Source organism: Amycolatopsis roodepoortensis, assembly GCF_024628825.1.
GTDB lineage: Bacteria > Actinomycetota > Actinomycetes > Mycobacteriales > Pseudonocardiaceae > Amycolatopsis > Amycolatopsis roodepoortensis.
The window spans coordinates 5254409-5279902 of sequence record NZ_CP102415.1; the positions used below are offsets into that span (position 1 = coordinate 5254409).

Below are 25494 nucleotides of genomic sequence, written 5' to 3' on the forward strand. Positions count from 1 at the left end.
AGTGGCTTTCGCGACACGGGCCGGCGGCCGGTGCCTCAGCGGTACAGCGAGTGATCCGCGGTAGCCGGGTCCTTGCCCGCGTCCCGCACTTCGGCCATCCACTTGCCGAAGTCGGGGCGTGAGCCGTCGACGTCGGTCAGGCCGTACTCGTTCATCAGCGTCCACGACGCCAGCGTCTTGCCCGCGAACCGCGCGACCTCCGGGTCGGTCGACAGCTTCGCGACACCCCGCCCGAGCAGCGCCGGGGTCTCCGAGATGGCGAAATCGACCGGAGCGGACTCGCCGACCGCGTCCCGCCACGTCTCCTCGGTGACCCCGAAGTGGTCGAGCATCGCTTCCGAACGCAGGAAGCCCGGCGTGACGGTCATGCCGACGGAGCCATACTTCTTCAGTTCGGCGCCGAGCGCCCTGCCGATCGCGCGGATCCCGCATTTCGCGAGGAAGTACGGGATCCCCGCGCCGACGTACTCGTCGTGGTCGCCGTCGGTGACCTCGATGACGAGACCGCCTTCCCGCCGCACGACCAGCGGGAGAAGCCGGTGCAGCGCGATCAGGTGCGTGTCGATCGCGTTGTGCACGAGCGTGAGCGCGTCGTCGAGGCTGGAGTCCCAGTACGCCCCCTCGAAGTCCGCGTACTGGTCGCCGCCCCAGACGTCGTCGACCAGTACGTCGATCCGGCCGTCCACTTCGGACTCGATTCGCGCTCGCAGTGCGTCCACATCGGACACCACGGTGAAGTCGGTCCGGACGGCGATCCCCCGGCCACCCGCCGCGTCGACGAGCTCCGCGGTGTCTTCGATCGTCTCCGAACGCTTCATCGGCGACTGGTGCTCACGCGTCGTACGGCCGGTGACGAACACCGTCCAGCCGAGCCTGCCCAGCTCCACCGCGATCGCCCGGCCGCATCCCCGCGTCGCCCCCGCGACCACGGCCACCTTCTGATCCATTCAGGACACTCCCTTCCACGCGGTCAGCACCGCGTCCACGTCTTGCCCCATCCGTTCGGTGATCCGGCCCTTCGGCCGGATCGACCAGTCCAGCGCGGCCCCGTTCGCCACCCCCAGCAGCACCCGCGCCGCACGGACGACACCCGGCGCACCCGGGAGGTCACGCGCCGCGACGCGCGTCAGCCGCCGCAATTCCGCTTCCACGGCGGTGAAATGTTCACCGAGCAGAGCGCGCAGCTCCGGATCGCCGATGTCCACGCCCAGCTGCCCGAGATGGTTCGCCGCCGTCTCCGCGTCGCCCAACCCCTCGTAGACCACGACGACCGCCGCGCGCAGCGCCTCCACCGGATCGGCCAGCTCGCCGCATTCCCGCATCCGTTCCACGACGGATCGCGTGTTCGCCCGGCTCAACGCCAGCAGAAGACCGTTCTTCGAGCCGAACCGCTGGGCCACGGTGCCGACCGCGACGCCGGCCTCCGCCGCCACCTGGGCCAGCGTGAAACCCGGGCCGACCATGCCGATCACGGTTCCCGCCGCGGTCAGCAGCCGTTCGTCGGTGATGCTCCGTGGCCTCGCCATGCGATTATTGAACCACGGTTCATTAACCCTGGCGAATCAGGGTCACTCTCAGGGGTCTCACCGATCGCGTACGCCGCCGGAAGACGGCAAGCTACGTCTCAGGTCGGGTACCAGGTTGGCACCTCAGGATGACGCGCTCGGCCACCCACATGGACGACGATTGTTCTCGCAGTCGCCGAGGGGAGCAGACATGATCGAGGCAGCGGGCCTCACCAAGCGGTACGGCAAGACACTGGCGGTGAACGACCTGTCCTTCTCCGTCGCGCCGGGGGAGGTCACCGGCTTCCTCGGCCCGAACGGGGCGGGCAAGTCGACGACCATGCGGATGATCCTCGGCCTGGACAACCCGACCGCCGGCCAGGTGCGCATCGGGGGCAAGCTCTACCGCGAGCTGAAAGATCCACTGCGGACGGTCGGCGCGCTGCTGGACGCCAAATGGGTCCACCCCAACCGGTCGGCCCGGGCGCATCTGCGATGGATGGCGAAGTCCAACAAGATCGCGGAGAGCCGGGTCGACGAGGTACTCGAGATCGTCGGGCTCACCAGCGTCGCCGGGAAGCGCGCCGGCGGGTTCTCCCTCGGCATGTCGCAGCGACTGGGGATCGCGGCGGCCCTGCTGGGCGACCCGGAGGTGCTCCTCTTCGACGAGCCGGTCAACGGTCTCGACCCCGAGGGCATCCTCTGGATCCGCAAGTTCATGCACCGGCTGGCCGACGAAGGCCGCACGGTGTTCGTTTCCTCGCATCTCCTCTCGGAGATGGCGCTGACCGCGAGCCACCTGGTCGTGATCGGCAAGGGGCAGCTGATCTCCCAGTCCTCCACCGAGGACTTCGTGGCCCGGGCCGCCGAGAACACGGTCAAGGTCCGGTCGCCGCAGCTGCCCGCCCTGCGCGCCGCGCTGACGCAGGCGAGCGCTCAGGTCACCGACGCCGAACGAGCGATCGTCGTGTCCGGTTTGGACAGTGAGAAGATCGGCGAGATCGCCGCGGCCAACCAGATCGTGCTGCACGAGCTCAGCCCGCAGACCGGCTCCCTGGAGCAGGCCTTCATGCAGATCACCGGCGACTCGGTCGAGTACCACACAGGTCTCGAAGCCGAAGCCGCCGAAGTGGTCACCGCCGCCCAGTAACCGGCACAGCCGCTCACTCTTTTGAGGAAAGAAAAGCCATGACTCTGCTCGCCGTGGAACGCATCAAGCTGTTCACCACCCGCTCGCCCTGGTGGTGCGCGCTGATCACCCTCGCGGTGGTGGTCGGCTTCGCCGCCATCTTCGCCGGCGCCGCGCCGTCGGGGGAATTCACCGACGTCGGCATGTCCCAGTTCGGCTACGTCTTCGGGATGACCGTGGTCATGGTGCTGGCCGCGCTTTCGGTGACCACCGAATACCGCTTCGGCACCATCCGCACCACGTTCCAGGCCGTGCCGAACCGCCGCGCCGCGCTGCTGGCGAAGACCGGCGTCGTCGCGACGCTCTCGCTGGTGATCGGCGAGATCGCCGCCTTCGGCGCCTGGGCACTCGCCTCGATCATGCGACCGGAGGATCTGGCGCTGAACACCACCGCCGAGTGGATCAGCGTCGCCGGGGTCGGCCTGGTGTTCGCCCTCGCCTCGGTGATCGCGGTCGCCGTCGGCATCCTGATCCGGCAGAGCGCCGGCGCCATCTCGCTCCTGCTGATCTACACGCTCGCGGTCGAGAACCTGATCCAGCTCATCCCGAAGATCGGCAAGGACATCTACGACTGGATGCCGTTCCACGTCGCGGACCGGTTCCTCACCGGCTCGGGTCCCGCCGCGGCGAACGCGCCGCTGAGCCAGGCCGGGTCGCTCGCCTACTTCGCCGGTTTCGCGCTGGTGCTGCTGGTCATCTCGCTCGTCGTCGCCGACAAGCGCGACGCGTAAGGACTTCCACAGGGGAAAGCCGAACGCCGAACTCGGGGGAGCGAGGCGTCCGGCCGGGGAGAAAAAGGGGAAGAAGGACCGGGCCGCCGATCGGGGGGCAGCCCGGTCCTTTCCCGCGTAATGTCGGAATCCACTGGAGGGAGGGCCGATGATCGAGGCCACCGGACTCACGAAACGCTACGGCGACAAGCTCGCCGTCGACGCGCTTTCCTTCACCGCCGAAGCCGGCCGGGTGACGGGATTCCTCGGCCCCAACGGGGCGGGGAAGTCCACCACCATGCGGATGATGCTCGGGCTCGACAACCCCACGTCGGGCTCGGTGACCATCGACGGCATGGCCTACCGCGAGCTGCGTGATCCACTTCGGACGGTCGGCGGCATGATCGACGCCACCTGGCGGCATCCCGGCCGCACCGCCCGCGAGCACCTCCGGTGGATCGCCGCGACGAACGGCCTGCCGGACAAGCGGGTCGACGAGGTGCTCCGGCTGGTCGGGCTCGACTCGGTCGCCCGCAAACGGGCCGGGCAGTTCTCGCTCGGGATGTCGCAGCGGCTCGGGATCGCCACGGCGCTGCTGGGCGACCCGCGGGTACTGCTGTTCGACGAGCCGGTCAACGGCCTCGACCCCGAGGGCATCGTGTGGATCAGGAAGCTGATGCACGCGCTCGCCGCCGAGGGGCGCACCGTCTTCGTGTCCAGCCACCTCCTGCCGGAGATGGCGCAGACCGCGCAGGACCTCGTCGTGATCGGCCGGGGGAAGCTGATCTACCAGGGCACGATGGAGGAGTTCGTCGGCCGGGCGAAGGGCCTCGGCGTGCGGGTCCGCAGCCCGCATCTGCCCGAGCTCAGGACCGCGCTCACCGACAAGGGCGCCGAGTTCCGCGAAGAGGACGGCGCGCTCGTCGTGTCCGAAATGGACAGTGACACGATCGGCGAACTCGCGTTCGCCGCCGGCGCGACCCTCCACGAACTGAAGCCGCTCGCCGGCTCGCTCGAACAGGCGTACATGCAACTCACCGCCGAGGCCGTCGAGTACGGCGCCGGCGTACCGGAGGTGGCCCGATGACCGCGGCGAACATGCTCCGCGCGGAGCGGATCAAGCTGCTGAGCACGCGCGCACCCTGGTGGTGCGCGGCCATCGCGGTGGTGGTCGCGCTGGCCTACACAGCGCTCTTCTTCGGCTTCGTGCCGCTCGAAGGCCAGACCGGCGTCAACTCGACGCAGGTCGCGAGCGCGCTCGGCCGCACCGTCGTGCTGGTCCTCGCCATCCTCGCGGCGGCGACGGAGTTCAACTGGGGCACGATGAAGCTCACCTTCCAGGCGGTGCCGTCGCGCGTGCCGGCCCTGCTGGCGAAGGGCGCCGTCGTCGGCGTGTTCTCCGGGCTGATCGGGCTGCTGGTGGGCTTCGGCTCGTGGGCGATCGCGTACCTGATCAAACCGGCCGCCGACCTGGGCCTGGCTTCGGGCGCCGACTGGCGCGCGGTGGCGGGCCAGGGCCTGACCTTCTTCCTGACCGGTCTGCTCGGCGTCGGCCTCGGCCTGCTGTTCCGCAGCCCCGCGTTCGCGCTCGGGTTCGCGCTGGCGTGGACGCAGGTGCTCGAGGGGCTCGTCGTGCTGATTCCGAAAGTGGGCGACGACATCTACCAGTGGATGCCGTTCTTCGCGGCGAATCAGTTTTCCGGGCCGGATCTCACGGTGTCGATGTTGAAACTCGAACCGCCGCTGGGGCCGTGGGGTTATTTGGCTTATTTCGGCGGCATCTGCGTGATTGTCTATGCGGCCGGGCTGATGATCACCCATCGAAGGGATGCGTGAGCTTTTACCGCGGCCAAAGGAGTTAAGTCCACGTTAAGAGCCTGTGGCTTCTCTCACACGGAGCGGACATACTGTTCCAGCCCGGGCGATGCTCGGGATGAGCCTATTTTTCGGCTCTCGGCCCCGGAGGTGATCCTTGACGGTGGATTCCGGTCAGGGAGTGGAACGCATGATCCCGCAAGCCCGCACGGAAAGTATGCAGCCCCGGCTCGAGCCCATGCTCGACCTCGAATGGTCACAGGCGATCGAACTGCCCCGCACGGTCGCGTCCGCGACCCGGCCATCCGATATCCGCCGCGCCTGGGTACACCGCGCGCCCGAAGATCTCGTTGTCGCGTTGTACCGCGCGTCCAGTGGAATGCACGGCGAAATCCCCGCGCCGTGGTGGCTTCGCGCCGTCGTGGAAGGCAGGCTCGAATCGCGGGAACTCGGTTTCCGCATCGAAGATCGGATCGCCGGCCTGCTCGGCAGGCGGCCCGGCTGGGAATTCGTCCCGTGGGCCGCGGACGGAGAATCCGGTTACTGGGAGTTCATGCCCTCTGAACGCGGAGCGTCCGGGCATTCGATCCCGACCACGGTGCTGAACACCAGCCGCCACGACGGCTGGATCGACGTTCTCCCCGCTCATTCCGGTACGACGCCGTCGCCGATCGCGGTCGCCGGATTCGCTGGGCTGCGTTCGCGGCTGGGGGAGTTCGAAGCCGTCCGGTAACCGCCGCGTTTAATGGGCTGGTGGAAAACGAGGACCAGCCACGGATGCGCAGCGTGGTCAGCTATGTCAAACGCGGCGGCCGGATGACCGTCGGGCAGCAGCGAGCCTGGAACGAACTCTGGCCGTCGCTCGGCCGCACCGTCGGCGAACTGCCCGAAGGACCGGTGGACTTCGACGACTGGTTCGGCAGGCAGGCGCCGGTGATGGTGGAGATCGGTTCGGGCATGGGCGAGACCACGTCCCAGCTCGCCGCCGCCGCGCCGGAACTCAACTACGTCGCGGTCGAGGTCTACGACCCGGGGCTCGGCCAGCTGATGTTGCGCGCCGAGAAGCTCGGGGTGAAGAACCTGCGGCTGATGCACGGTGACGCCGTCGTGCTGCTGACCTCGCACGTGGAGCCGGGCTCGCTGGCCGGTGTCCGGCTGTTCTTCCCGGACCCGTGGCCGAAGAAGCGGCACCACAAGCGGCGGATCGTGCAGCCGGAGTTCGTCTCGCTGGTGGCCTCGCGGCTCGCGCCGGGCGGCACCTTCCACATGGCGACCGACTGGGAGAACTACGCCGAGCAGATGATGGAGGTCTGCTCGGCCGAGCCGCTCCTGCGCAACCGGTACGCCGGCGAGCCCGGCGGCTGGGCGCCGCGGCCGGAGTGGCGGCCGATCACGAAGTTCGAGAACCGCGCCGACGTCGAAGGCCGGATCTCGCACGACCTGATCTTCGAGCGGGTCTGAACGACCTCGTGAAGGGTGCCTTGAGCATGGATGGCGCTTTCGCGTGACCGGACGGACGACTCGCGGTGCCCCTTCGCTCATCCGGGCCCGACACCGTCCTGGCGACCGTGTCGCGAAAGCCACTTTCGAGACGTCTGATGTCCCGAAAGTGGCTTTCGCGACACCACCTCCGGAACCCCGCGGACAGAAAGGGCCGGTCAGGACGTCCCCACGTCCCTGACCGGCCCTTCCTTCACACCCCCGCGCCTCGGAACGCCCCCTGCGCGTCCCCGGTGCCCGTTCGTCCCTCCCCCGACAGAGAGACGACCGGGCACCCGGCCCGTGGGTGGATCACCACCGACTCCACCCACGAGACCTGCCCGCCCGGGCGCCATGACGCCATTCGGGCGAATCTTTTTATTCGTCGGCCAGAGGCTCCGACTGCACCCGCTTGAGCGCCGGGGTCGAGACGGACGCCCCGAGCAACGCCACCCCGATTCCCAGCACCACGGGCGCCAGCAGCCACGGGCTCAGCACGACCGCGTCCTTCTCGACCAGGCTGTAGAGCCCCATGCCGACGCCGATCCCGACCGCCCCCGCGCCGAGGGTGGCCACCATCGCGGGCAGGGCCGCTTCCATCCGCAGCGCCCTCGCCAGCACCCGGACCGGTGTCCCGGCCGCGATGAGCGCCCCGAAGGTGCGGCGGCGGTCCATCACCGAGCCCGCGGTCGCCACGGCCGCGCTGCACCCGGCGAGCACGCCGGCGGCGATCAGGCCGATGACGGTTACCCGGCGCAGGTCGCCGAGCTCCTGCTGCTGGCCGATCAGGTGCAGGCCGCGGCTGCCGACCTCCTGGCCGGGAGCGGCGCCGACTAGCGCGGTCCGCACGACCTCGGCGTTGTCCGCGGTGGTCGGCACGATCACGTCGAAGCGCTCCGGCGTGACCCCCGCGGGCACCAGGGCTGGGTCGATGACGATCGTGCTGGACGTGTCCTCGTCACCCTGCGGGAAGAGGTGCACGGGAGCCTTCGGGTCCAGCGGCGGACCGGCCTTGTCGTACTCCGACAGCACGCGGTACTCCGCCGGGTTGATGGCGTACCTGCTGTAGATCGCGGGTCCCGGTTGGCAGGAGCCGCCGACGTTCACCCGCAGGAGTTTCGCGGCGTCGTCGCAGGTCATCACGAAAGCCCGGTTCAGATTCTGTGAGCGGGTGCCCGGCTCACCGGTGGACAGGTAGACCTGCCCGACCGAGACGGCCTTCTCGGTGATCCCGTAGCGGGCGAGGGAGGCGTTGGTCTGGTCGGCGACCTGCTGCGCCTGGGCCGCGTCGGCCTGGGCGTAGAGGACGTTGTCCTTGAAGGTCCGGCCGCCGCCCGCCATCGACTCGAACGAGGGCAGCAGGGTGAGCGCCATCGAACCGGTGAAGACGGCCAGCACGACACCCGCGGTGGCGCGGTAGGCGCTCTTCGGGTCGTCGCGGAGCCTGCGTCCGGCCAGCAGCGACGCCGGTTTGCGCCAGATCCGGACGAACGTGCCGCCGACCGCCGAGGTGACCCACGGACCGATGATCGCGGCCGACCCGACCAGCAGGAATAGCCCGAGCATCACCATCGGCAGGCTGGCGTTGTCCTGGGTGACCGCGAAGAGGAAGAAGGCACCGGCCACGGGGACCGCGAGCAGCCGCCACCAGTGCAGCGGCTTGCGAGCGTGTGCCGAAGCCGCGAACAGCGGCGTCTTCAGCACGCGGCGGATGCCGAGGACCCCGGCGAGGACGACCAGCAGCGGGATCGCCACGGCGACCGCGATCGTCGAACCGGCCGAAAGGCTGAAGTCCGACGCGAGCCAGGTTCCGCCGCCCCACGGGACGAACGTCGAGAGTCCTTGGAGCGCCGGTGCCACGAGGATGCCGAGCAGCGCGCCGACCGTGGCGGACAACGCCGTCTCGGCGGCGACGATCTTCGTCACCTGTCCGGGAGTCGCCCCGGCCAGCCGGAGCGCCGCCATCCGCAGCTCACGCCGGGCGGCCGTGAGCCGGGCCGAAGAGGCGACGAGCACCAGGCTCGGCACGAGCAGGACGATCACCCCGACCCAGGCGAGCAGTTCGAGCAGCGGGTCCGGCTTCGCCTCCTTGTTCGGGAAGCCGTCCGCGGCCATCGCCGTCTGCGGCATCGACTCCGGGGTGTGGCCGACGACGGCGACCAGCTGCTCCGGATACATCAGCGATTCGGGCCCGAGCGCGTCGACGAGTTTGCCGAACCGGTCCCCGAGCTGCGCCTGCGGTGTCGACTGGATCAGTTTCCCGAGGGCGGGGGAGACGATCGACTCGCCGGGAGCGGGCAGCCGCGGGATGCCCGGCGGCAGGCTGAGCATCGGCGAAGTGCCGGTCAAGGCGATGTCGACGCGGGTGATCTCACGGTCGCCCGAGTAGTCCTTGTTCGCCGCCATGAGCAGCGGAGCCGGGCGCTGGCTCTCCCCGGACTGGGAGTAGTAGCTGCCGATGTCCTGCCAGATCGCCCGCTGGGAGCGGGCCTGCGTGGCACCGGGGAGGGATGCCAGCAGGAGCACCAGGCTGGTCGCGACGGCGACCCCGACCGCGGTGAGGATGGCCGACGTGCGGGTCCGGCGGTCGACCCGGAGCACCCGCATGGCCAGCTGGAAGCTGTTCATTACGCGGCCAGCCTCGTCGCGATCAGCCCGTCCCGGATGGAGACGGTGCGCGGCATGGCTTCGGCGAGCTCGCGGTCGTGGGTCACCACGATCACCGCGGCACCGCTGTCGGCGGCCGCGGCGAGCAGCGCGTCCATGGTGGCGCGGCCGGTGCGGGTGTCGAGCGCGCCGGTCGGCTCGTCGGCGAAGATCACCTTCGGCCGGTGCGTCAGCGCCCGTGCGATCGCGACACGCTGCGCCTCGCCGCCGGAGAGCTCACCGGGGCGGCGCTTCTCCTTGCCCGCGAGGCCGAGCTTCGCCAGCCATTCGCGGCCGGCCTCGATGGATTCCTTGCGGCCCTTGCCACCCAGCAGCGACGGCAGCGCCACGTTCTCCTCGGCGCTCAGTTCCGCGACGAGCATCCCGGACTGGAACACGAAGCCGAACTCGGTGCGCCGCAGCTCGCTGCGCTTGCGCTCGTTGAGCTGGTCGACCCGCTGCCCGGCCAGGAAGATCTGCCCGGAGTCGGCGCGGAGGATCCCGGCGAGCACGTGCAGCAGGGAGGTCTTGCCCGAGCCGGAGGGCCCGACGATGGCGACCGCGTCACCCGCCTGGATGTCGATGTCGATCCCGGCCAGCGCGTGCTGCGTGCCGTACCGCTTCACCAGCCCGCGGCCCGAAAGCACCGGCTGCCCTGTCCACTGTGGATCCACCACCGTGATTCTCCCTAGTCAGTCACTTGTGTTCTGCTTCGGGAAAGAGCTTCGCGGTGGACCGGGTGTGTCCACTTCGGGCAGACGGCCAGTGCTGATCACCCGCGCATCGGCCGATCGGCCGACCCGGCTCGGGCCGGTCGGCCAAGGTGCGGACGCCCGCCGATCCTCTACCGTCACGGTGTGACAGCAGGTCCGGCCCAGAACAAGTTCCCCGCGCGGGTGAGTGCGCTCGCGCGACGTATCGGCATGCCCGCCGTCGTCCTGCTGGCCGCGCTCGCTTTCGACCTGATCTTCGTGACCGACGCCGCCTTCGACGACACGGGCCCGCGCGGGATCGACCTCCTGCTCTTCCCCGGCATCTTCGCGATGGTGTTCTGCGCGCTCTGGGCGCAGAAGCGAGCGGCCGTGGCCGCCGTCGCGGCCTCGGTCGTGCTGGTGGCGTACACGCTGGTCGTCCGGTACTTCGACATCCCGACCTACTCGAGCGTGCTCGCCAATCTGTCCATCACCGAGGTGGTCGCGGGGGTCGAGGTCCTGTTCTACGCCGCGCGCCGGACGCGGCCGGGTGTCGCGTTCGCCGTGATCACCGGCCTGGTGCTGGCCACGCTGACCGCGGTGTCCGGCCGGTACTACTACGGCAGCGAGTCGAACGGCACCATGGCGCAGGCGATGCTGTTCGGCGGCATCCTGCTGGGCGGCACGCTGCTCTTCGCGATCCCCGGACGCGACCGGACGGCGCATCCGAAGAACTACGAGAAGCTGCAGAAGCTCAACAAGCTGGTGATGGGCCAATGGCCGCTCATCGGCCTGCTGGGTGTCGCGCTGATCCTGGAGTTCGGCTTCACCTACGAGAGCGGGGCGCACGGCTTCCCGATCCTGGTGTGCTCGATCGTCGCGGCGGTCATCGCCGTCGCCGCGCCGCGGCGACCGGCCGACGCGATGATCGCGCTCACCGCGGTCATGCTGCTTTCGGCGCTGGTGACGCCGTTCCTCCGGCTCCGCTACGACTACGCCACACCCGGTGGGGTGCCGGGGACGCAGATCGTCGCGGGGATGGGGCTGGTCGTCACCCTGGTCCGGGCGGTCGGGCTGAGCAAGGCCGTGCCGAGGATCGTCGGGCTGTCGGTGGTGGTCGCCGTGGCCTCGATCCTCAACACCAAACGTCCGGGCCCCAAGCTGATGACCGATCCGGACGAGATCGCCGGTCTCGCCGTGGCCGCGGTGCTGCTGCTCGGCATCTCGGTGGCGGTCGGCCTGGCGCTGCGGTCACGGGATTCGGAACGCACGCAGGTCATCCAGTCGGCGATCAGCGACGCGCAGACGTCGGAGCGGATGGCGCTGGCGCGGGAACTGCACGACGTGGTCGCCCATCACGTCACCGGGATCGTCGTGCAGGCGCAGGCGGCGAAGATGATGGGCGAGAAGAATCCGCAGGTCGCGGTCGAGGCGATGGGCCGGATCGAGGACGCCGGGGTGGAGGCGCTCGCGGCGATGCGGCGGCTCGTGCGGAGTATGCGCGGAGACGCGCCTGCCGGGAGCAGCGAGTTCAGTGAACAGGCCACCACCGATCTCGCCGCCGACCTGCGGACGCTGATCGAACGGTCGAACCACGGCGTGAAGACGTCGATGAAGCTCGAACTGCCGCCGAACGTGCCGCACGAGGTCGGGCGGTCGGCGTTGCGGCTGGTGCAGGAGTCGCTGACGAACATCGGCAAGCACGCGTCCGGCGCGAAGGAGGCGCTGGTCATCGCCGAGGTGAGCGAGAACGAACTGCACCTCCAGGTGACCGACGACGGACGCGAGCCACAGGGCCGTCCGGCAGGCGGGTCGGGCGGCTACGGTCTGATCGGCATGCGCGAACGGGTCGCCCTGCTGCACGGCCGGCTCTCCGCCGGACGGGTGCCGGGCGGCGGATGGCGCGTCGAAGCGTGGCTACCACTTGAAGGAGAAGAGTGATCCGGGTACTGATCGCCGACGACCAGGACATGGTGCGGATCGGCTTCCGGATGATCCTGGACGCACAGGACGACATCGAGGTGGTCGCCGACGTGCCGGACGGCGTCTCGGCGGTCGCCAAGGCGCGAGAACTGCGGCCGGACGTCTGCCTGCTGGACATCCGCATGCCGGGGATCGACGGGCTCGAGGTCACCAAGCAGCTGGCGGGCCCGGACGTCGCCGATCCGCTGAAGGTCGTGGTGGTCACGACGTTCGACCTCGACGAATACGTGCACACCGCGCTGCGGAACGGCGCGAGCGGGTTCCTGCTGAAGGACGCCGGGCCCGCGCTGCTGATCGAAGCCGTGCGCGCGGCGGCGCGCGGGGACGCGCTGGTGTCGCCGCAGATCACCGTCCGGCTGCTGAAGCATTTCGACGGCGGAACGGTGAAACGCGACGTCACGCCGCCTTCGGAGCCGCTCACGGCGCGGGAGCTGGATGTGGTCAAGGCGGCCGCGAAGGGGCTGACGAACACCGAGATCGGGGCCGAGCTGTTCCTGTCGCTGTCCACGGTGAAGACGCATCTGGCGTCGGTGCAGGGCAAGGTCGGGGCGCGGAACCGGGTGGAGATCGCGGCCTGGGCGTGGCGGAGCGGCGTCGTGGACTGAGCGGCGGGGCGCCGGGATAGCGATAGTGCCGTTCACGCGCAAGCTGCGTCCTGGCGACGAGATAGCGGTCGGCGCGATAAAGAGCACCCGTAAGCTCCCTTCATGCAACGCCGTTTCCACGCTCCTGTCGTACTCCCCGCCGACCCCGCTTGCTCGTTGCTGCGTGACGCCGTGGTCGACGTGGACGAGACGGGCCGCGTCACCCATGTCGGTCCCCTGTCCGGGGCCCCCGAATCGTCCGCTCCCGTGACCCGGTTGAGCGGCATCCTCCTGCCCGGTCTGGTCAACGCGCACGCGCACAGCCCGATGACGCTGCTGCGCGGGATGGGCGGTGACCTGCCGCTGCTGCCGTGGCTGACCGAGATCATCTGGCCTGCCGAGGCGAAGCTGGAGCCCGCCGACATCCGCACCGGCATGATGCTGGGCTCGATCGAGATGCTGCGGCACGGCGTCACGACCAGCGCGGAGATGTACTTCGAAGGCGAGCAGCTCGCCGACGCGGTGCTCGCCACCGGTGGCCGGGTGGTGCTGGGCCCGCCGATCATGGAACTGCCGGGGATGGATTGGCGCGCGATGCTGAAGAGCATCGAACGCTGGATCGACACCGACGGTCTCCGGTTCGGGCCCGGCGATCGGATCGAGGTCGGCTACGGGCCGCACTCGGCGTACATGCTGAACGAGGAAGCGCTGCGGGCGACCGCGGAGTCGGCGGCCGAGCGTGGCGCGCTGGTGCAGATCCACGTGGCCGAGGCGGCGCTCGAAGACGTCAAGCAGCGGGAAGCGCACGGTTCGGTGCCCGCGCTGCTGGAGAAGGTCGGGATGCTGCGGGGCCGGACGCTGGCCGCGCACGCGATCCACCTGTCCGACGAGGACATCGCGCTGTTCGCCGCGCGCGGCGTCGGGATGGCGCACTGTCCCGGGTCGAACGCGAAGCTCGCCTCGGGTATCGCCCGGGTGACGGAGCTGCGTAAGGCGGGCGTCGCGATCGGGCTCGGCACCGACGGCCCGGCGTCGAACGACGACATCGACCTGTGGGAGGAACTGCAGCTCTCGGCGATGTTCGCGCGGCTCGCGACCGGCGACTCGACCGTGCTGACCGCGGCCGACGCGTTCCTGCTCGGCACCCGCGGCGGCGCGGACGCGCTGGGCCGGACCGACATCGGCGCGCTGGAAACCGGCCGGTGGGCGGACATGGTGCACGTCGACCTCGACGACCCGGCCTTCGCGACCGGCATCGACGTGCCCGACACGCAACTGCTCGCGAACCTGGTGTGGGCCGCGGGCTCACGCCGCGTCCGCGACGTGTGGGTGGCGGGCGAGCAGGTCGTCGGCGACGGCGAACCCCTGCGGGTGGACCGCGCCAAGGTGCAAGCCGAAGTAGCCCACACCGCCGCACGCCTTCGCTCTTAACTCACCTACGCAGCCCCCCACCCGTCCCAGGGGGCGGCCCCGAGGCCAGTCTATCGGGGGTGGGGGCTGGGACCGGCGGAAAAGTGCTGGTCAGCCGGGAGTTGTCCACAACGGCGACGGGGTGTGGACAAGTGGGTGCGAGCCGTTCCCAATGTCGCATTAGAGGCGCTGAGCGTCTCTAATGCGACATCGGGAACCCGGGACGTCAGACCAGGCCGCGCGGCCGGAGGGTCACGTCGGTCGGGTGCGCGTCACCGGTCGCGGAGACCGCGGCGAAGACCGCGGCCGCGACGGATTCGGGGCGCAGGAAGCGTTCGGGCTCGTACTCGCGACCCTCGTCGGCGACGATCGCCTGCTGCATCTCGGTGTCCGTGCGGCCGGGGTAGATCGACGTCACCCGAAGCGCGGACTCCTCCTCGCGCAGCGAGTCGGCGAAGGCCCGGACGGCGAACTTGCTCGCCGCGTACGGCCCCCAACCCGGCCGCGCGTTCTGCCCGGCACCCGAGTTGATCACGACGACGTGCCCCTTCGAAGCGCGCAGCGCTGGCAGCAACAGCCTGGTCAGCGTGACGACGCCCAGGACGTTGACCTCGAAGTTCGCCCGCCAGTCGGCGTCGGTCGCGGTCTCGACCGTGCCGAGCCGCGCCACGCCCGCCGAGTGCACCAGCACGTCCAGCTCACCGATTTCGGCGGCCGCCGTCTCCAGCGCCTCGGTGTCGGTCAGGTCGATCGGCCACGGCTTCGCCTCGGGCAGGGTGCCCGCCAGTTCGCCGAGCGCGTCGGCGTCGCGGCCGCCGAGCAGCAACCGGTGGGTCGGAGCGAGCGCGCGGGCGGTCGCGGCACCGATGCCGCGGGTGGCGCCGGTGACGAGAGCGAGGGGTAGATCAGCCATACCGTCACGCTAGTGGTTCGGTTCTGGACCGCCGGCGCGTGTCCAGACGGCCAGCTCTCGTGATCAGACGGCCGACACACGTGATTGGGTGGCCGACACACGTGATCAGACGGCGAACTCGCGTGATCAGAGGCGTAACTCGCGTGATTGAAGGCGTAACTCGCGTGATTGAAGGCGTAACTCGCGTGATCAGGGGGCGCACACGACGGGAGGGGCCGCCACGCGCGGGAACCGGATCGAACCGCGGGTGAAGGAACCGGTGAGGTTGTCCGCGAAGCGGTCGGGAGTCAGGGGATCCCGCACCGACGCGTCGATCGCCACGAGAGCGGGGCAGTCCAGTGCCGCTCGCGCGGCGGCGACGTCCGCGGAGCGGACCGGACCGCCCTCGGCGATCGGGAGCCGCGCCGAATTCGCCAGCTCCCAGACCGGCGGCAGCCATTTCTGGTGGCCGGGACGGCCGTTGGGGAGAGCCGTCGAATGCGCGGCGAATGGGTTGGCGAGGCCGTAGCCGTCGCGCAGCCGCATGTCGAGCGGGATCAGCAGGCCGAGCGCGCCCATGCTGTCCGCCGCGACTGTCACGTACGGCCGGTCCGTCGGGTACGCGTACCAGCGCCGGGTCGTGTAGTCCTGAATCAGCACCGCCGGACCTGTCACGCCGCGGATGGCGGCCAGCGCCGACGGCATCAGCGGGTGGTCGGCGTAGTCCTTCGCCAGGACCGGGTGTTCGTGCCCCGTCGACCGCGACCAGAACGCCCGCTCGTCCGTGACGCCCACAGCGCGCGGAGAAGCCGAGTACGCCGGACGGAGCGACGCGGCGGCCACGAACGCCCAGATCCCGACGGCGACCAGAAGTGCCACGGTCACCCTCGTCACCGGCAGGGCCAGCACCGGCAAGAGCAGGCAGAACAACGCCGGGAGCAGCATGCGCCCGTGCATGAAATCCCCGCCGACCCGGATCACGTACAACGCGAGCAGCACCGCTCCGGCCACCGGAACCGCGGTGAGCACCACGAAGGTTCTGTCCATAGTGGACGAGACCATGACCACCGCGGCGGCGAGCAGCAGCAGCGGGAGCAGGAGCCAGTACGGCTGGACGAGGTCGGCCAGGTACGCCCATCCGCGAGCCCAGTTCGCCTCCGACGCCTCCTTGACCAGTGCGGTGTTCGGTGTCAGCAGACCGTAGTAGCCCATCCGGAACACCTGATACGCCAACGGGAGCGCGACCGCCACGACCATCAGGCCCACCGCGCGGCGTCGTCCCGGCCGCGCGAGGACGAGCAACGCCACCAAGGCGACGGCGCTGAAAAGCGCGAGATCGGGCCGCACCAACGGTCCCAGCCCGGCTACCAGCGCGACCGGCCAGGTGCGTAGATCGTCCATTGTGGACGCGCGGCGGACGAGCAACCACCAGGTACCGCCCAGCCACAAGGTGATCAGCCCGGTTTCGAGCCCGGACGTCGCGAAGTCGCGGAACGGCGGCAGCGCGCAGACCACGAGCGCCCCGGCCGGCGCGAGTCCGTGGAACGCCAGCGGCTGATAGAGCCGCCGTGCGCCGTCCAGGCCGAAGAACAACCCCGCGACCGAGAAGACCAGCCCGGTGACCACGGAGACCCATTCCAGTGGCACCCCCGGGATCAGCCCGAGGACGCTCAGGACGGCCGTCCACAAAGGACTGGTGTTGGTCTCGACCCGCTCGCCGACATTGAAGACCGGCCCGTTGCCCGCGAGGACCTGACGGACCGTCCGCAGCACGATCAGCCCGTCGTCGCTCATCCAGCGGCGGCGCCAGGCCAGATCGGCGTAGACCATCAGCACCAGGCCGAACCCGAACCAAGTCCAGGTCGACGGCCTCAGGTACCAGGCGCGCGAAGGCCAGTCGGGCGTGTTCTCACCCGTGGTCGTGTTCGTCTGCGTCATGGCCCCGCCCGGCTCGGTTGCGTGCGCAGCAGATCAGGCCCGCGGCCCGCGAGTCAAACCGCACGGCCGGACAGGCAGGACTGTGGCCATTTCCTCCCTTCCATGGTCAGCCGCGCGGTGACCTCGAAGCCCGCCTGCCCGAGGAGGTCCGCGACCCGGCCGGGATCCAGCAGGTAGGCGTCGTAGGTGACAGGGTGGCCATACGCCGTCTCCGGGCTCAGCCGCTCGTCACCGACGTGGAACCCGAGCAGCAGACGACCACCTGGCGCGAGCGTGCGGCGGAACTCCGTGAACACCGCCGGGAGCTCCTCCGGCGGCAGGTGGAAGATCGACCACCAGGCGACGAGACCGCCCAACGACCCGTCCGGAAAGTCCATGGCGGTCATCGAGCCGACCGAAAACCGCTGTTCAGGGTGCTGGCGACGGGCGATCTCGACCATTTTCGGCGACAAATCGACACCGGTGACGTCGAGACCGAGCGACGCCAGGTGAGCGGTGACGTGGCCGGGACCGCAGCCGACGTCGACGACCGGGCCGCGCACCTGCTCGGCGAAGGCGGCGAGCATCGCGCGGCTGATCGGCTCCTGGTCGAAGAGCGGCTTGATCCGCGCCGCGTAGTCCTCGGCGACGGTGTCATAGGACTCGCGGGTGGCATCGAGATGGGAAGTCACGGTCGGCGACGTTAGCGGCACCCACCGACACTTTGTGGTCAAGGCGTGATTCGCGTGATTGAAGGCGTAACTCGCGTGATTGGAGGCGTAACTCGCGTGATCGGGCGGCGATCACGGGTCGAGCAGGCCGGCGTCCCTGGTCAGGTCTTCCGGGGAACCGGGCGAGGCCACCGGTGTGCAGCCGGTCGCGGGGTCCGCGGCCGAATCGGTGCCGTTGTAGTGCGCGACGCCGGGCCGGGTCAGCTGACGTGAGCCGACGTCGAAGCACACCTGGTACGAGCCCGGGATCACCCGTTCGAAGGCGTATCGCCCGTCGGGGCCGGTCACGGTGGAGCCGACCTCTTTGCCGGAAGCGTCCTTCAGCGTCACCTTTACGTCCGGGACGCCGAGTTCGTCGCGGCTCTGGAGACCGTCCTTGTCCTTGTCCAGCCACACGAAGTCGCCCAGCCTGCTCGCCGGCGCGTTCAGGCCCGCCGCGAGGGTCAAGTCCTGCCGCTTGCGAGGGCCGACGGTGGTGGTCGCGGTGCAGCCGGTCGCCGGGTCGGCGTCCGAATCCTTCGCGTCGTCGCCCGCGTCCTTCGCCGTGTACGTGAACGGAAGCCCGGCGAGGTCGAAGCAGACCTGGTAGATGCCGTCCTTCAGCTTGGTGAAGCGGTACTTGCCGCCGGCGTCGGTGGTGAGCGTCCCGAGCGCTTTGCCGGACGCGTCCTTCAAAGTCGCCTTCACGCCCTGAACGCCCGGCTCCCCGGCGTCCTGCGACCCGTTCCGGTCGAGGTCGTTCCAGACGAACTCGCCGATCTCGTCGATCGCGGGCGGCGGGGTGACCTTGATGGTCGTGGTCGCGGTCTTCTTCGGCAGAGTCCCGCTGGAGACGGTCACGGTGCTGACGTGGCCGTTGTCCGCTTCGGTGACGTTTTTGTGGTCGCACGTGACGGTCGCCGACTTGCCTGCTTCGAGGGTCGCGATCGGGGCGGGGTTCGCGTCGCAGTACGGGTCTTCGACCTTGATGGCGGTCAGCGTCGTGGTGCCGTCGTTGGTGACGGTGAACCGGTAGTTCGCGGTGGTGCCCGCCTCCAGGGTGGCCGTGGCGCCCCAGGCGCCGCTCGCCGGATCACGCACTTCCGCCTTCGCCGAAAACGAGTCGACCCGCAGGTGGACGCAGTCCCACATGACCCAGTTGCGGTCGGTGGCGGCGAAGAACTTCACCGAACCGGCCGACGGCGGGGCGATCGACGGCGGGAAATCCTGCCGGGCCAGTTTGCCGTCGGCCTCGACGGCGTGCACGACCTTGAGTTTGTTCTCCAGGACGACCTTGCCGGACCCGTTGTAGAACCGCAGCCCCGTCTCCTGGACGGCGTCCGCGCGCTGGACGTTCGTGCCGGTCCAGTCGGTCAGGGTGTAGACGCCGCCGGGCACGAACTTCATGGCCGCGTAGGCGGTGCTGATCATCTTGTCCGGGGTCGAGATCAGGGCGTATTTGCCCCCGTCGGACTGGTACCCGCTGGCCGTCGACAGCCGGGGCTGCTTGCTCCTCGGCGTGCCGGGAGGCACCGGGGCGGCCGGGTTGAACGTGTACCCGGCGGGTGGGCTGCCCTGCTCGACGCTCGGATTCGGCGCGACGCCGCCGGTGCAGCCGGACGGGACGGTCGCCGCCTGCGCGTACGAAGGGACGAAGCCGGAGACGAGCGCGCCCGCCACCATCACCACCATTGCCCGTTTCACAGGGCTGAAGCTAATGAGCGCGGCAGGGTTCCGTAATCACCGAACGGTGTCGTCCGGCGCCCCGATCAGGCAGAACAAGTCTTGCCGAGAGTGATCGGGGCGCCGGAAGCCACTACTTGACGCCGATGCGGCCGACCTGGCCCCAGCGGCCCTTCTTCCACACCGACACGATCGACGGCCGCGGCTGCGAAGTGCCGCCGTCCGGCCAGTGCGACGTCGGGTTCGCGGAGCTGGCCGCGTCCTCACCCGGGTGCTGCACGGCGACGAGCACCAGGTGGTCGGTCACCACCGGGCCGCAGCATTCCGCGCCGACCGGGACCGACAGGAACTGCTTGACGTGCCCGCGTTCCGGGCCGTCGACCGGCACCGAGAACAGGCCGTCGTGGGCACCGAGGGCGTTGCCGTCGGTGGAGATCCACAGGTTGCCGTGCCGGTCGAACGCGACGTTGTCCGGGCAGGAGATCGGGCTGACCTGCTCCTTCGGGAAGCCACCGAAGTAGGTGTCGGCCGTCTTCGGGTCACCGCAGACCAGGAGGAGCCGCCAGGAGAACTTCGTCGACGCGGCGTCGCCTCGGTCCTCCTCCCACTCCAGGACGTGGCCGTTGCGGTTGTTCGGGCGCGGGTTCGCCTCGTCGACGTTCGCCTTGCCGGCGGGGCCGCGCTGGCTGTTGTTGGTCAGCGCCGCGTAGATCCGGCCGTTGACCGGGTTCGCCTCGATGTCCTCGGGGCGGTCCATCTTGGTCGGCTTGACCTTGTCCGCCGCTTCGCGGGTGAAGACGTAGACCTCTTCGGCGGTGAAGCCGTCCACAAAGGACTTGTCGCCCGACGCCAGCGGGATCCACTCGCCGACACCGTCGAATTCGCCGTCCGACGGGAGCTTTCCGGTGCCGTCGATCTCGGCGGCCGGGCTGTCGCCGGTGAAGCGGCCGACGTACAGCGTGCCGTCGTCGAGCAGCGCCGAGTTGTGGCGGCGCGCGTGCGCGCTCTTGCCCGGCTTGTACTTGCCCTTGGAGACGAACTTGTAGATGTACTCGAAGCGCTCGTCGTCACCCGAGTAGACGGCGACGCGGCCGTCCTTGGTGATCTTGATGTTCGCGGCCTCGTGCTTGAACCGGCCGAGCGCGGTGTGCTTGATCGGCGTCGAGTTCGGGTCGTTCGGGTCGATCTCGACGACCCAGCCGAAGCGGTTGGCCTCGTTGGGCTCCTGCGCGAGGTCCCAGCGCTTGTCGAACCGCTCCCACTTGCGGGTGCTCTCGGTGCCCGAGAAGCCGTACCGCTTCAGGCGGGCCGCCGCGACCGGGTCGGTGACGCTCGCCGCGTTGGCGAAGTACTGGTTGACGTTCTCCTCGCCGGAAAGCACGGTGCCCCAAGGGGTCACGCCGCCGGCGCAGTTGTTCTGCGTGCCGAAGACCTTGCGGCCGGTCGGGTCCGCGGACGTCTTGAGGTACTTCGAACCGGCGGCCGGGCCGCGCACCTCGAAGGCGGTGTTCAGCGTGATGCGGCGGTTGAACGGGCTCGGCGTCACGCGCAGGGCGCCACCGACCGGGTCACGGAAGGCCTGGACGACCGAAAGACCGTGCGCGGCCCACGCGATCTTGACCTGCTCCTCGGTCGGGTTCTTCGGGTCGTACTGGTCGGCCGGGAACATGTGGACCTCGGTGGTGTACTCGTGGTTCACCACCAGCAGGTTGCGGATGCCCAGCGGATCCTGCGGGATCAGGCCGACGAAGTCGCAGTTGTAGCCGAACTGCTTCGCCTGCGCGGCCGCGGTCTGCTTGTGGAAGTCGAACTTCGGCGCGCCCCACTCGACGGCGTCACCCCAGCGGATGACGACGCGCTGCTCGTAGCCCTCGGGGATGGTGATCGCGTCGAGGGTGTTCGGCGGCACCGCTTCGAAGTCGGTGCCGGGCACCGGACGCCCGGGGCGGCCCGGCTTGCCGTGGCCCGCGGCGGCGACTTCAGCCGGGGTTTCGGCGGCGGCCGTGCCGGACAGCGCGGCGAAACCGCCCGCGGCGGCGGCCATCACGGCGCCGGCCTTCAGCGCGCCACGACGGGAAAGCATGTTCTTGACGACGTCGCCGAAGTATTCGTTGTCCGACGTGTTCGGCTCGGGGTGGGCGCACGCGTTGCCGCAGCGGTACTCGCAGGTGACCGCGGAGCGGCCACCGGGGTGGGAGGTGATCAACGGCAGCAGCCGCTGAGGCTCGAAGGACACAGGGCCTCCATGGTCGCGGTGGGTACACGTAGTCCAGTCGGGGGAACGCCGTGACGGTAAGCGACCAAAACGATCCAGCTCTGGCCAGAAGATGAACAGCGCGCGAACGAGCGATGGCGCGCTGCCGAGCCGGACAGCGCGCCATCGACCAAAAGTACTGCTAGATCGTTGCTTTTCGACTAGGAACCGATGTCTTCCAGGCCATGCCTGCCCGGTTTCCACACCGCCACCACGGAGGGACGAGGCTGGGTTTCCCCGCCGTCCGGCCAATGGGAGGCCGGTTTGTCGGCGTTCGCGCCGTCAACTTCACCCGGATGCTGGACACAGACCGTGACGATCTTCCGCTCGACGATCGGCCCGCAGGTCTCCGCGCCGCGGGGCACGGTGAGGAACAGCTTGAGCTCCCCGCGGTTGCGGCCTTCGAGCGGTACCGAGTAGAGGCCGTCGTTGATGCCGAGCGCGCCCGCCGAGTCGGTGGAGATCCAGAGGTTGCCGTGCCGGTCGAAGGCCACGTTGTCCGGGCTGGAGATCGGTGAGACCTGGTCCTTGGGGAAGCCGGCGAAATAGGTGTCCGGCGAGGCCGGGTCGCCGCACACCAGGAACAACCGCCAGCTGAAGGTGAGCGCGAGCGCGTCACCGCGACGCTCTTCGAGCTCCAGCACCTGGCCGTGCTTGTTGTTCAGCCGCGGGTTGGGCTCGGTGGCGCCTTCCTTGCCGGGGTTGCCGCGCTCGACGTTGTTGCTCAGCGCGCAGTAGATCCGGCCGGTGTACGGATGCGCCTGGATGTCTTCGGGACGGTCCATCTTGGTGGCGCCCACCTTGTCGGCCGCCTCGCGCGTGAAGACGTAGACCTCTTCGGCGGTCATTCCGTCCACAAAGGACTTGTTGCCGGACGCCAGCGGGATCCACTCGCCGCCGCCGTCGAATTCACCGTCACTGGGCAGTTTCCCGGTGCCGTCGATCTCGGCGGGCGGGCTGTCGCCGGTGAACCGGCCGACGTACAGCGTGCCGTCGTCGAGCAGGGTCATGTTGTGGCGCCGGGCGTGCGCGCTGTTCCCCGGCTTCATCCGGCCCTTCGAGATGAACTTGTAGATGTACTCGAAGCGCTCGTCGTCACCGGAGTAGGCGACCACGCGGCCGTCCTTGGCGACGCGGATGTTGGCCGTCTCGTGTTTGAAGCGGCCCAGATGTGTGTGCTTGACCGGGGTGCTGTCCGGGTCGTGCGGATCCAGCTCGATCACCCAGCCGAAGCGGTGTGCCTCGTTCGGCTCCCTCGCGATGTCCCAGCGCGCGTCGAAGCGCTCCCACTTGCGGGTGGTCGCGGTGCCCCGGATGCCGTAGCGCGCGTAGCGCTGCCGCTTCACCGGATCGGCCACGGTGTCCGCGTTCCCGAAGTACTGGTTGATGTTCTCCTCGCCGGACAGGATCGTGCCCCACGGCGTGACGCCGCCCGCGCAGTTGTTCATCGTGCCCAGCACCACCGTGCCGGTGGGATCGGCGGCGGTCTTCAGCAGGTCGCTGCCCGCCGCCGGACCCGTGACCTTGAACGGCGTGTGCAGCGTGATCCGCCGGTTGTAGCGGGACATCTTCGGCCGCAGGTGCCCGGTGTCGCGTCCGCGCGACACCTGGACGACGGTCAGTCCGTGGGCCGCCCACGCGATCTTGACCTGTTCCTCGGTCGGGTTGTTCCGGTCGTAACCGCGGAACATGAACTCTTCCGAGGTGTACTCGTGGTTCGTGACCAGGAGCGCGGAGAGGCCCCAGTGGTCGAGCGGCAGCAGCGCGGCGAAGTCGCAGTTGTAGCCGAACTGCTTCGCCTGCGCCTCGGCGGTCTGGTGGTCGAAGTCGAACTCCGGCGCGCCGGGCAGCACCGCGTCACCCCAGCGGATCACGATGCCCTGCTCGTAGCCCTCGGGCACCACGACCGCGTCGAGCGTGTTCGGCTGGACCCGCTCGTAGTCCGTGCCGGGTGGCGGTTTCGGCCGTCCCTCGGGGGCGGCGGACGCGGGCGCGGCGAGCGCGAGCGGGGTGCCGGCGGCCAGCGCGACGACGGCGGTCGCCTTCAACGCGCCACGGCGGCTCACCGCGCCGAGCACGTCGGCGAAGGTGGGGTTGTCCGACGTGTTCGGCGCGTCGTGGAAGCACGCGTCGCCACAGCGGTAGGTACAGGTCACTGATGCCCGGCTTGGTGAGTGGCCGGCCAGCAACGGAAGGAATTTCACGCGGACCTCGCATCTGCAGTTCGGGAGGTCGACGCTAAGGCACCGGACCGACGAGAGGAAACCCCTCGTTGGTCCGGTGTTCACCCTTTGTTCCGCTTTACATCTCCTCGCCCACGAGGACGGCCTCGGCCGGAATCGTGTGCGGATCGGCGGACTTCTCGCGGATCGTCAGCAGGGCACCGGCCAGCACGCACAGGATCGCGGCGATCACGAACGGCGCCTGCTTGGCGCCGAACCACTCGGCCAGGTGACCGACGACGGTCGCGGCGACCGCACCGCCGAGCCAGCGGCAGAAGTTGTACCCGGCGCTCGCGACCGGACGCGGAGCGCCGCTGATCGACATCGCCGTACCGGTGAAGAGCGTGTTGAGCAGGCCGGACACCAGACCGGACAGGATGATGCCGACCACCAGGACGGGCTTGCTCGGGATCGCCATGACCAGCAGCAATACGGCGTAGCCGAAGACGGCGACCACGGTCGCGTGCCGCTCGCCGAGCTTCGCAGCCAGCTTCGGCGCCAGCACCACGCCCGCGACGGCGACCGAAAGGCCCCAGCCGCAGAAGATGAGGCCGACGGCGACGGCGCTCCACTCCAGCACGAACGGCGACCACGCCAGCACGACGAAGAACGCGGCGGTGTAGAGGGCGGACCCGATCGACGTACGCAGCAATCCACCGTGCTTGAGCGCGCGGAACGGGTCGAGCAGGCGGATCTTCGGCCGCTTCTCCTTCGCGTCGCCGGTCAGGAAGATCGAGCAGAGCACGAGACCGCACAGCATCAGCAGCGAAGTGCCGAAGAACGGGCCGCGCCACGAGATGCTGCCGAGCAGGGCGCCCAGCAGCGGGCCGACCGCCAGGCCGACGCCGAGCGCGGCCTCGTACAGCAGGATCGCGCCGGCCTGGCCGCCGGTCGCGGCGCCGACGATGACCGAAAGCGCGGTCGCGATGAAGAAGGCGTTGCCGAGCCCCCAGACCGCACGCAACCCGATGAGCTGCTCGATCGACCCGGACGCGGCGCACAGCGCGGTGGCGACGACGACCAGCGTCAGCCCGACGACCACGGTCCGCTTGGCCCCGAACCGGGCACTCATCGCGCCGGTCACCAGCATGGCGACCGCCTGGACGCCGAGGTAGCTGGAGAACAGCAGGGTCACTTCCGACGGCGTCGCTTTCAGGCCTTCCGCGATCGACAACAGGATCGGGTCGACGAGCCCGATGCCCATGAACGCGATGACCGCGGCGAACGCGGTGATCCATACCTGTTTGGGCTGCCCCTTGACGGCGTCCAACAGGCTCGAGTGGTGCTCAGCGCTCATCGCGGATCAGTTCCTCCTTCTTGTCTTCGTGCAGCAATCGGGTGAAGGCGGGGAGCGCGGCTTCGATCGCGATGCGGTCGGTCTCGTCGAGTTCGAGGAGGCGTTCGCGGAGGAACTCCTCCCGCGCGACGATCAGCCGGCGATGGAAGCGCTGCCCCACCTCGGTGACTTCGACGAGCACCGCCCGGCCGTCGGCGGGATCGCGGCGGCGGCTGACCAGGCCCAGCCGTTCGAGACGGCGGACGACGTCGGTCATCGTCGGCATCCGGACCCGTTCCAGGTCGGCGAGCGTGCTCATCCGGCGCGGACCACCGTTGAGCAGCTCCGACAGCACCGAACCCTGCGTGAGGGTGAGCTGCACCTGCGGCGTCTCCCGGCGGACGAGGTAGTACAGCCGGAACACCAGCGGGCGGAGCCGGTGGGCGAGGTCGGCGACTTTCGTGGTCACTTAGCCATGCTAACTAAAATTACTGAGCATGGCTAAGTAATCTGCCGCACAGGTTTCC

General features: G+C 69.5%; 21 protein-coding genes. 9 read left to right on the forward strand and 12 right to left on the reverse strand.

What is annotated here, in order from left to right:
• Positions 1-35: 35 nt before the first annotated feature.
• Both NQK81_RS25075 and NQK81_RS25080 read right to left on the reverse strand, forming a co-directional pair.
• Positions 36-947, reverse strand: coding sequence for an SDR family NAD(P)-dependent oxidoreductase (locus NQK81_RS25075; protein ID WP_257483480.1), 912 nt, complete (start codon positions 945-947; stop codon positions 36-38).
• Positions 948-1526 (reverse strand): TetR/AcrR family transcriptional regulator, encoded by a 579-nt coding sequence (locus tag NQK81_RS25080; protein ID WP_126737421.1) that lies wholly within the window; start codon positions 1524-1526, stop codon positions 948-950.
• A gap of 190 nt (positions 1527-1716) precedes the next feature.
• On the opposite strand from NQK81_RS25080, the gene NQK81_RS25085 reads away from it, so the two are divergent.
• The 6 genes from NQK81_RS25085 to trmB all read left to right on the forward strand — a co-directional run bounded on the left by NQK81_RS25085 (position 1717) and on the right by trmB (position 6680).
• Positions 1717-2655, forward strand: a complete 939-nt coding sequence (locus NQK81_RS25085) for an ABC transporter ATP-binding protein (protein ID WP_257483481.1) — start codon at positions 1717-1719, stop codon at positions 2653-2655.
• Positions 2656-2693: 38 nt separating this feature from the next.
• Positions 2694-3425 carry an ABC transporter permease gene (locus tag NQK81_RS25090; RefSeq protein WP_126737423.1) on the forward strand — a complete coding sequence of 244 codons (732 nt, stop codon included), beginning with the start codon at positions 2694-2696 and terminating at the stop codon, positions 3423-3425.
• A 148-nt stretch (positions 3426-3573) separates the two neighbouring features.
• The gene (locus NQK81_RS25095; protein ID WP_192747230.1) at positions 3574-4491 is read left to right on the forward strand and encodes an ABC transporter ATP-binding protein; all 918 of its coding nucleotides are present in this window, start codon (positions 3574-3576) and stop codon (positions 4489-4491) included.
• The gene (locus NQK81_RS25100; protein ID WP_126737425.1) at positions 4488-5240 is read left to right on the forward strand and encodes a hypothetical protein; all 753 of its coding nucleotides are present in this window, start codon (positions 4488-4490) and stop codon (positions 5238-5240) included. Before NQK81_RS25095 ends, NQK81_RS25100 begins: the two co-directional genes overlap by 4 nt.
• 169 nt (positions 5241-5409) lie before the next feature.
• Positions 5410-5952, forward strand: a complete 543-nt coding sequence (locus NQK81_RS25105; RefSeq protein ID WP_126737426.1) for a hypothetical protein — start codon at positions 5410-5412, stop codon at positions 5950-5952.
• A gap of 44 nt (positions 5953-5996) precedes the next feature.
• On the forward strand, positions 5997-6680 hold the full coding sequence (gene trmB / locus NQK81_RS25110; protein ID WP_257489840.1) for a tRNA (guanosine(46)-N7)-methyltransferase TrmB: 684 nt from the start codon (positions 5997-5999) through the stop codon (positions 6678-6680).
• A 396-nt stretch (positions 6681-7076) separates the two neighbouring features.
• Here trmB and NQK81_RS25115 read toward each other — a convergent pair whose 3' ends face one another.
• Together NQK81_RS25115 and NQK81_RS25120 are read right to left on the reverse strand one after the other, a co-directional pair.
• A complete protein-coding gene (locus NQK81_RS25115) occupies positions 7077-9326 on the reverse strand; it encodes an FtsX-like permease family protein (RefSeq protein ID WP_257483482.1) in 2250 nt (749 codons plus the stop codon).
• Positions 9326-10021, reverse strand: a complete 696-nt coding sequence (locus NQK81_RS25120) for an ABC transporter ATP-binding protein (RefSeq protein WP_016338261.1) — start codon at positions 10019-10021, stop codon at positions 9326-9328. Before NQK81_RS25120 ends, NQK81_RS25115 begins: the two co-directional genes overlap by 1 nt.
• 180 nt (positions 10022-10201) lie before the next feature.
• Here NQK81_RS25120 and NQK81_RS25125 point away from each other — a divergent pair, with 180 nt between their 5' ends.
• From NQK81_RS25125 to NQK81_RS25135, 3 genes are all read left to right on the forward strand, one after another.
• A complete protein-coding gene (locus tag NQK81_RS25125; RefSeq protein WP_371878809.1) occupies positions 10202-11977 on the forward strand; it encodes a sensor histidine kinase in 1776 nt (591 codons plus the stop codon).
• Positions 11974-12624: a response regulator gene (locus NQK81_RS25130; RefSeq protein WP_126737430.1), complete on the forward strand. Its 651-nt coding sequence runs from the start codon at positions 11974-11976 to the stop codon at positions 12622-12624. Before NQK81_RS25125 ends, NQK81_RS25130 begins: the two co-directional genes overlap by 4 nt.
• A gap of 102 nt (positions 12625-12726) precedes the next feature.
• A complete protein-coding gene (locus NQK81_RS25135) occupies positions 12727-14034 on the forward strand; it encodes an amidohydrolase family protein (protein ID WP_257483483.1) in 1308 nt (435 codons plus the stop codon).
• A 205-nt stretch (positions 14035-14239) separates the two neighbouring features.
• Here the strand turns inward: NQK81_RS25135 and NQK81_RS25140 are convergent, their stop codons facing one another.
• The 8 genes from NQK81_RS25140 to NQK81_RS25175 all read right to left on the reverse strand — a co-directional run bounded on the left by NQK81_RS25140 (position 14240) and on the right by NQK81_RS25175 (position 25436).
• Positions 14240-14926, reverse strand: a complete 687-nt coding sequence (locus tag NQK81_RS25140; RefSeq protein WP_257483484.1) for an SDR family oxidoreductase — start codon at positions 14924-14926, stop codon at positions 14240-14242.
• 189 nt (positions 14927-15115) lie between these two features.
• Complete coding sequence (locus NQK81_RS25145) at positions 15116-16843, reverse strand: arabinofuranosyltransferase AftB family protein (RefSeq protein ID WP_257483485.1); 1728 nt, start codon at positions 16841-16843, stop codon at positions 15116-15118.
• 53 nt (positions 16844-16896) lie between these two features.
• A complete protein-coding gene (locus NQK81_RS25150; protein ID WP_257483486.1) occupies positions 16897-17514 on the reverse strand; it encodes a class I SAM-dependent DNA methyltransferase in 618 nt (205 codons plus the stop codon).
• Positions 17515-17625: 111 nt separating this feature from the next.
• Complete coding sequence (locus tag NQK81_RS25155) at positions 17626-19224, reverse strand: DUF7850 domain-containing protein (protein WP_371878916.1); 1599 nt, start codon at positions 19222-19224, stop codon at positions 17626-17628.
• A 124-nt stretch (positions 19225-19348) separates the two neighbouring features.
• Positions 19349-21451, reverse strand: coding sequence for a PhoX family protein (locus NQK81_RS25160; protein ID WP_257483488.1), 2103 nt, complete (start codon positions 21449-21451; stop codon positions 19349-19351).
• A 179-nt stretch (positions 21452-21630) separates the two neighbouring features.
• A complete protein-coding gene (locus tag NQK81_RS25165) occupies positions 21631-23673 on the reverse strand; it encodes a PhoX family protein (RefSeq protein ID WP_257483489.1) in 2043 nt (680 codons plus the stop codon).
• A 97-nt stretch (positions 23674-23770) separates the two neighbouring features.
• Positions 23771-24988 carry an MFS transporter gene (locus NQK81_RS25170; RefSeq protein ID WP_257483490.1) on the reverse strand — a complete coding sequence of 406 codons (1218 nt, stop codon included), beginning with the start codon at positions 24986-24988 and terminating at the stop codon, positions 23771-23773.
• Positions 24978-25436, reverse strand: coding sequence for a MarR family winged helix-turn-helix transcriptional regulator (locus NQK81_RS25175; RefSeq protein ID WP_126737438.1), 459 nt, complete (start codon positions 25434-25436; stop codon positions 24978-24980). The genes NQK81_RS25170 and NQK81_RS25175 overlap by 11 nt, the downstream gene beginning before the upstream one ends.
• Positions 25437-25494 lie beyond the last annotated feature (58 nt).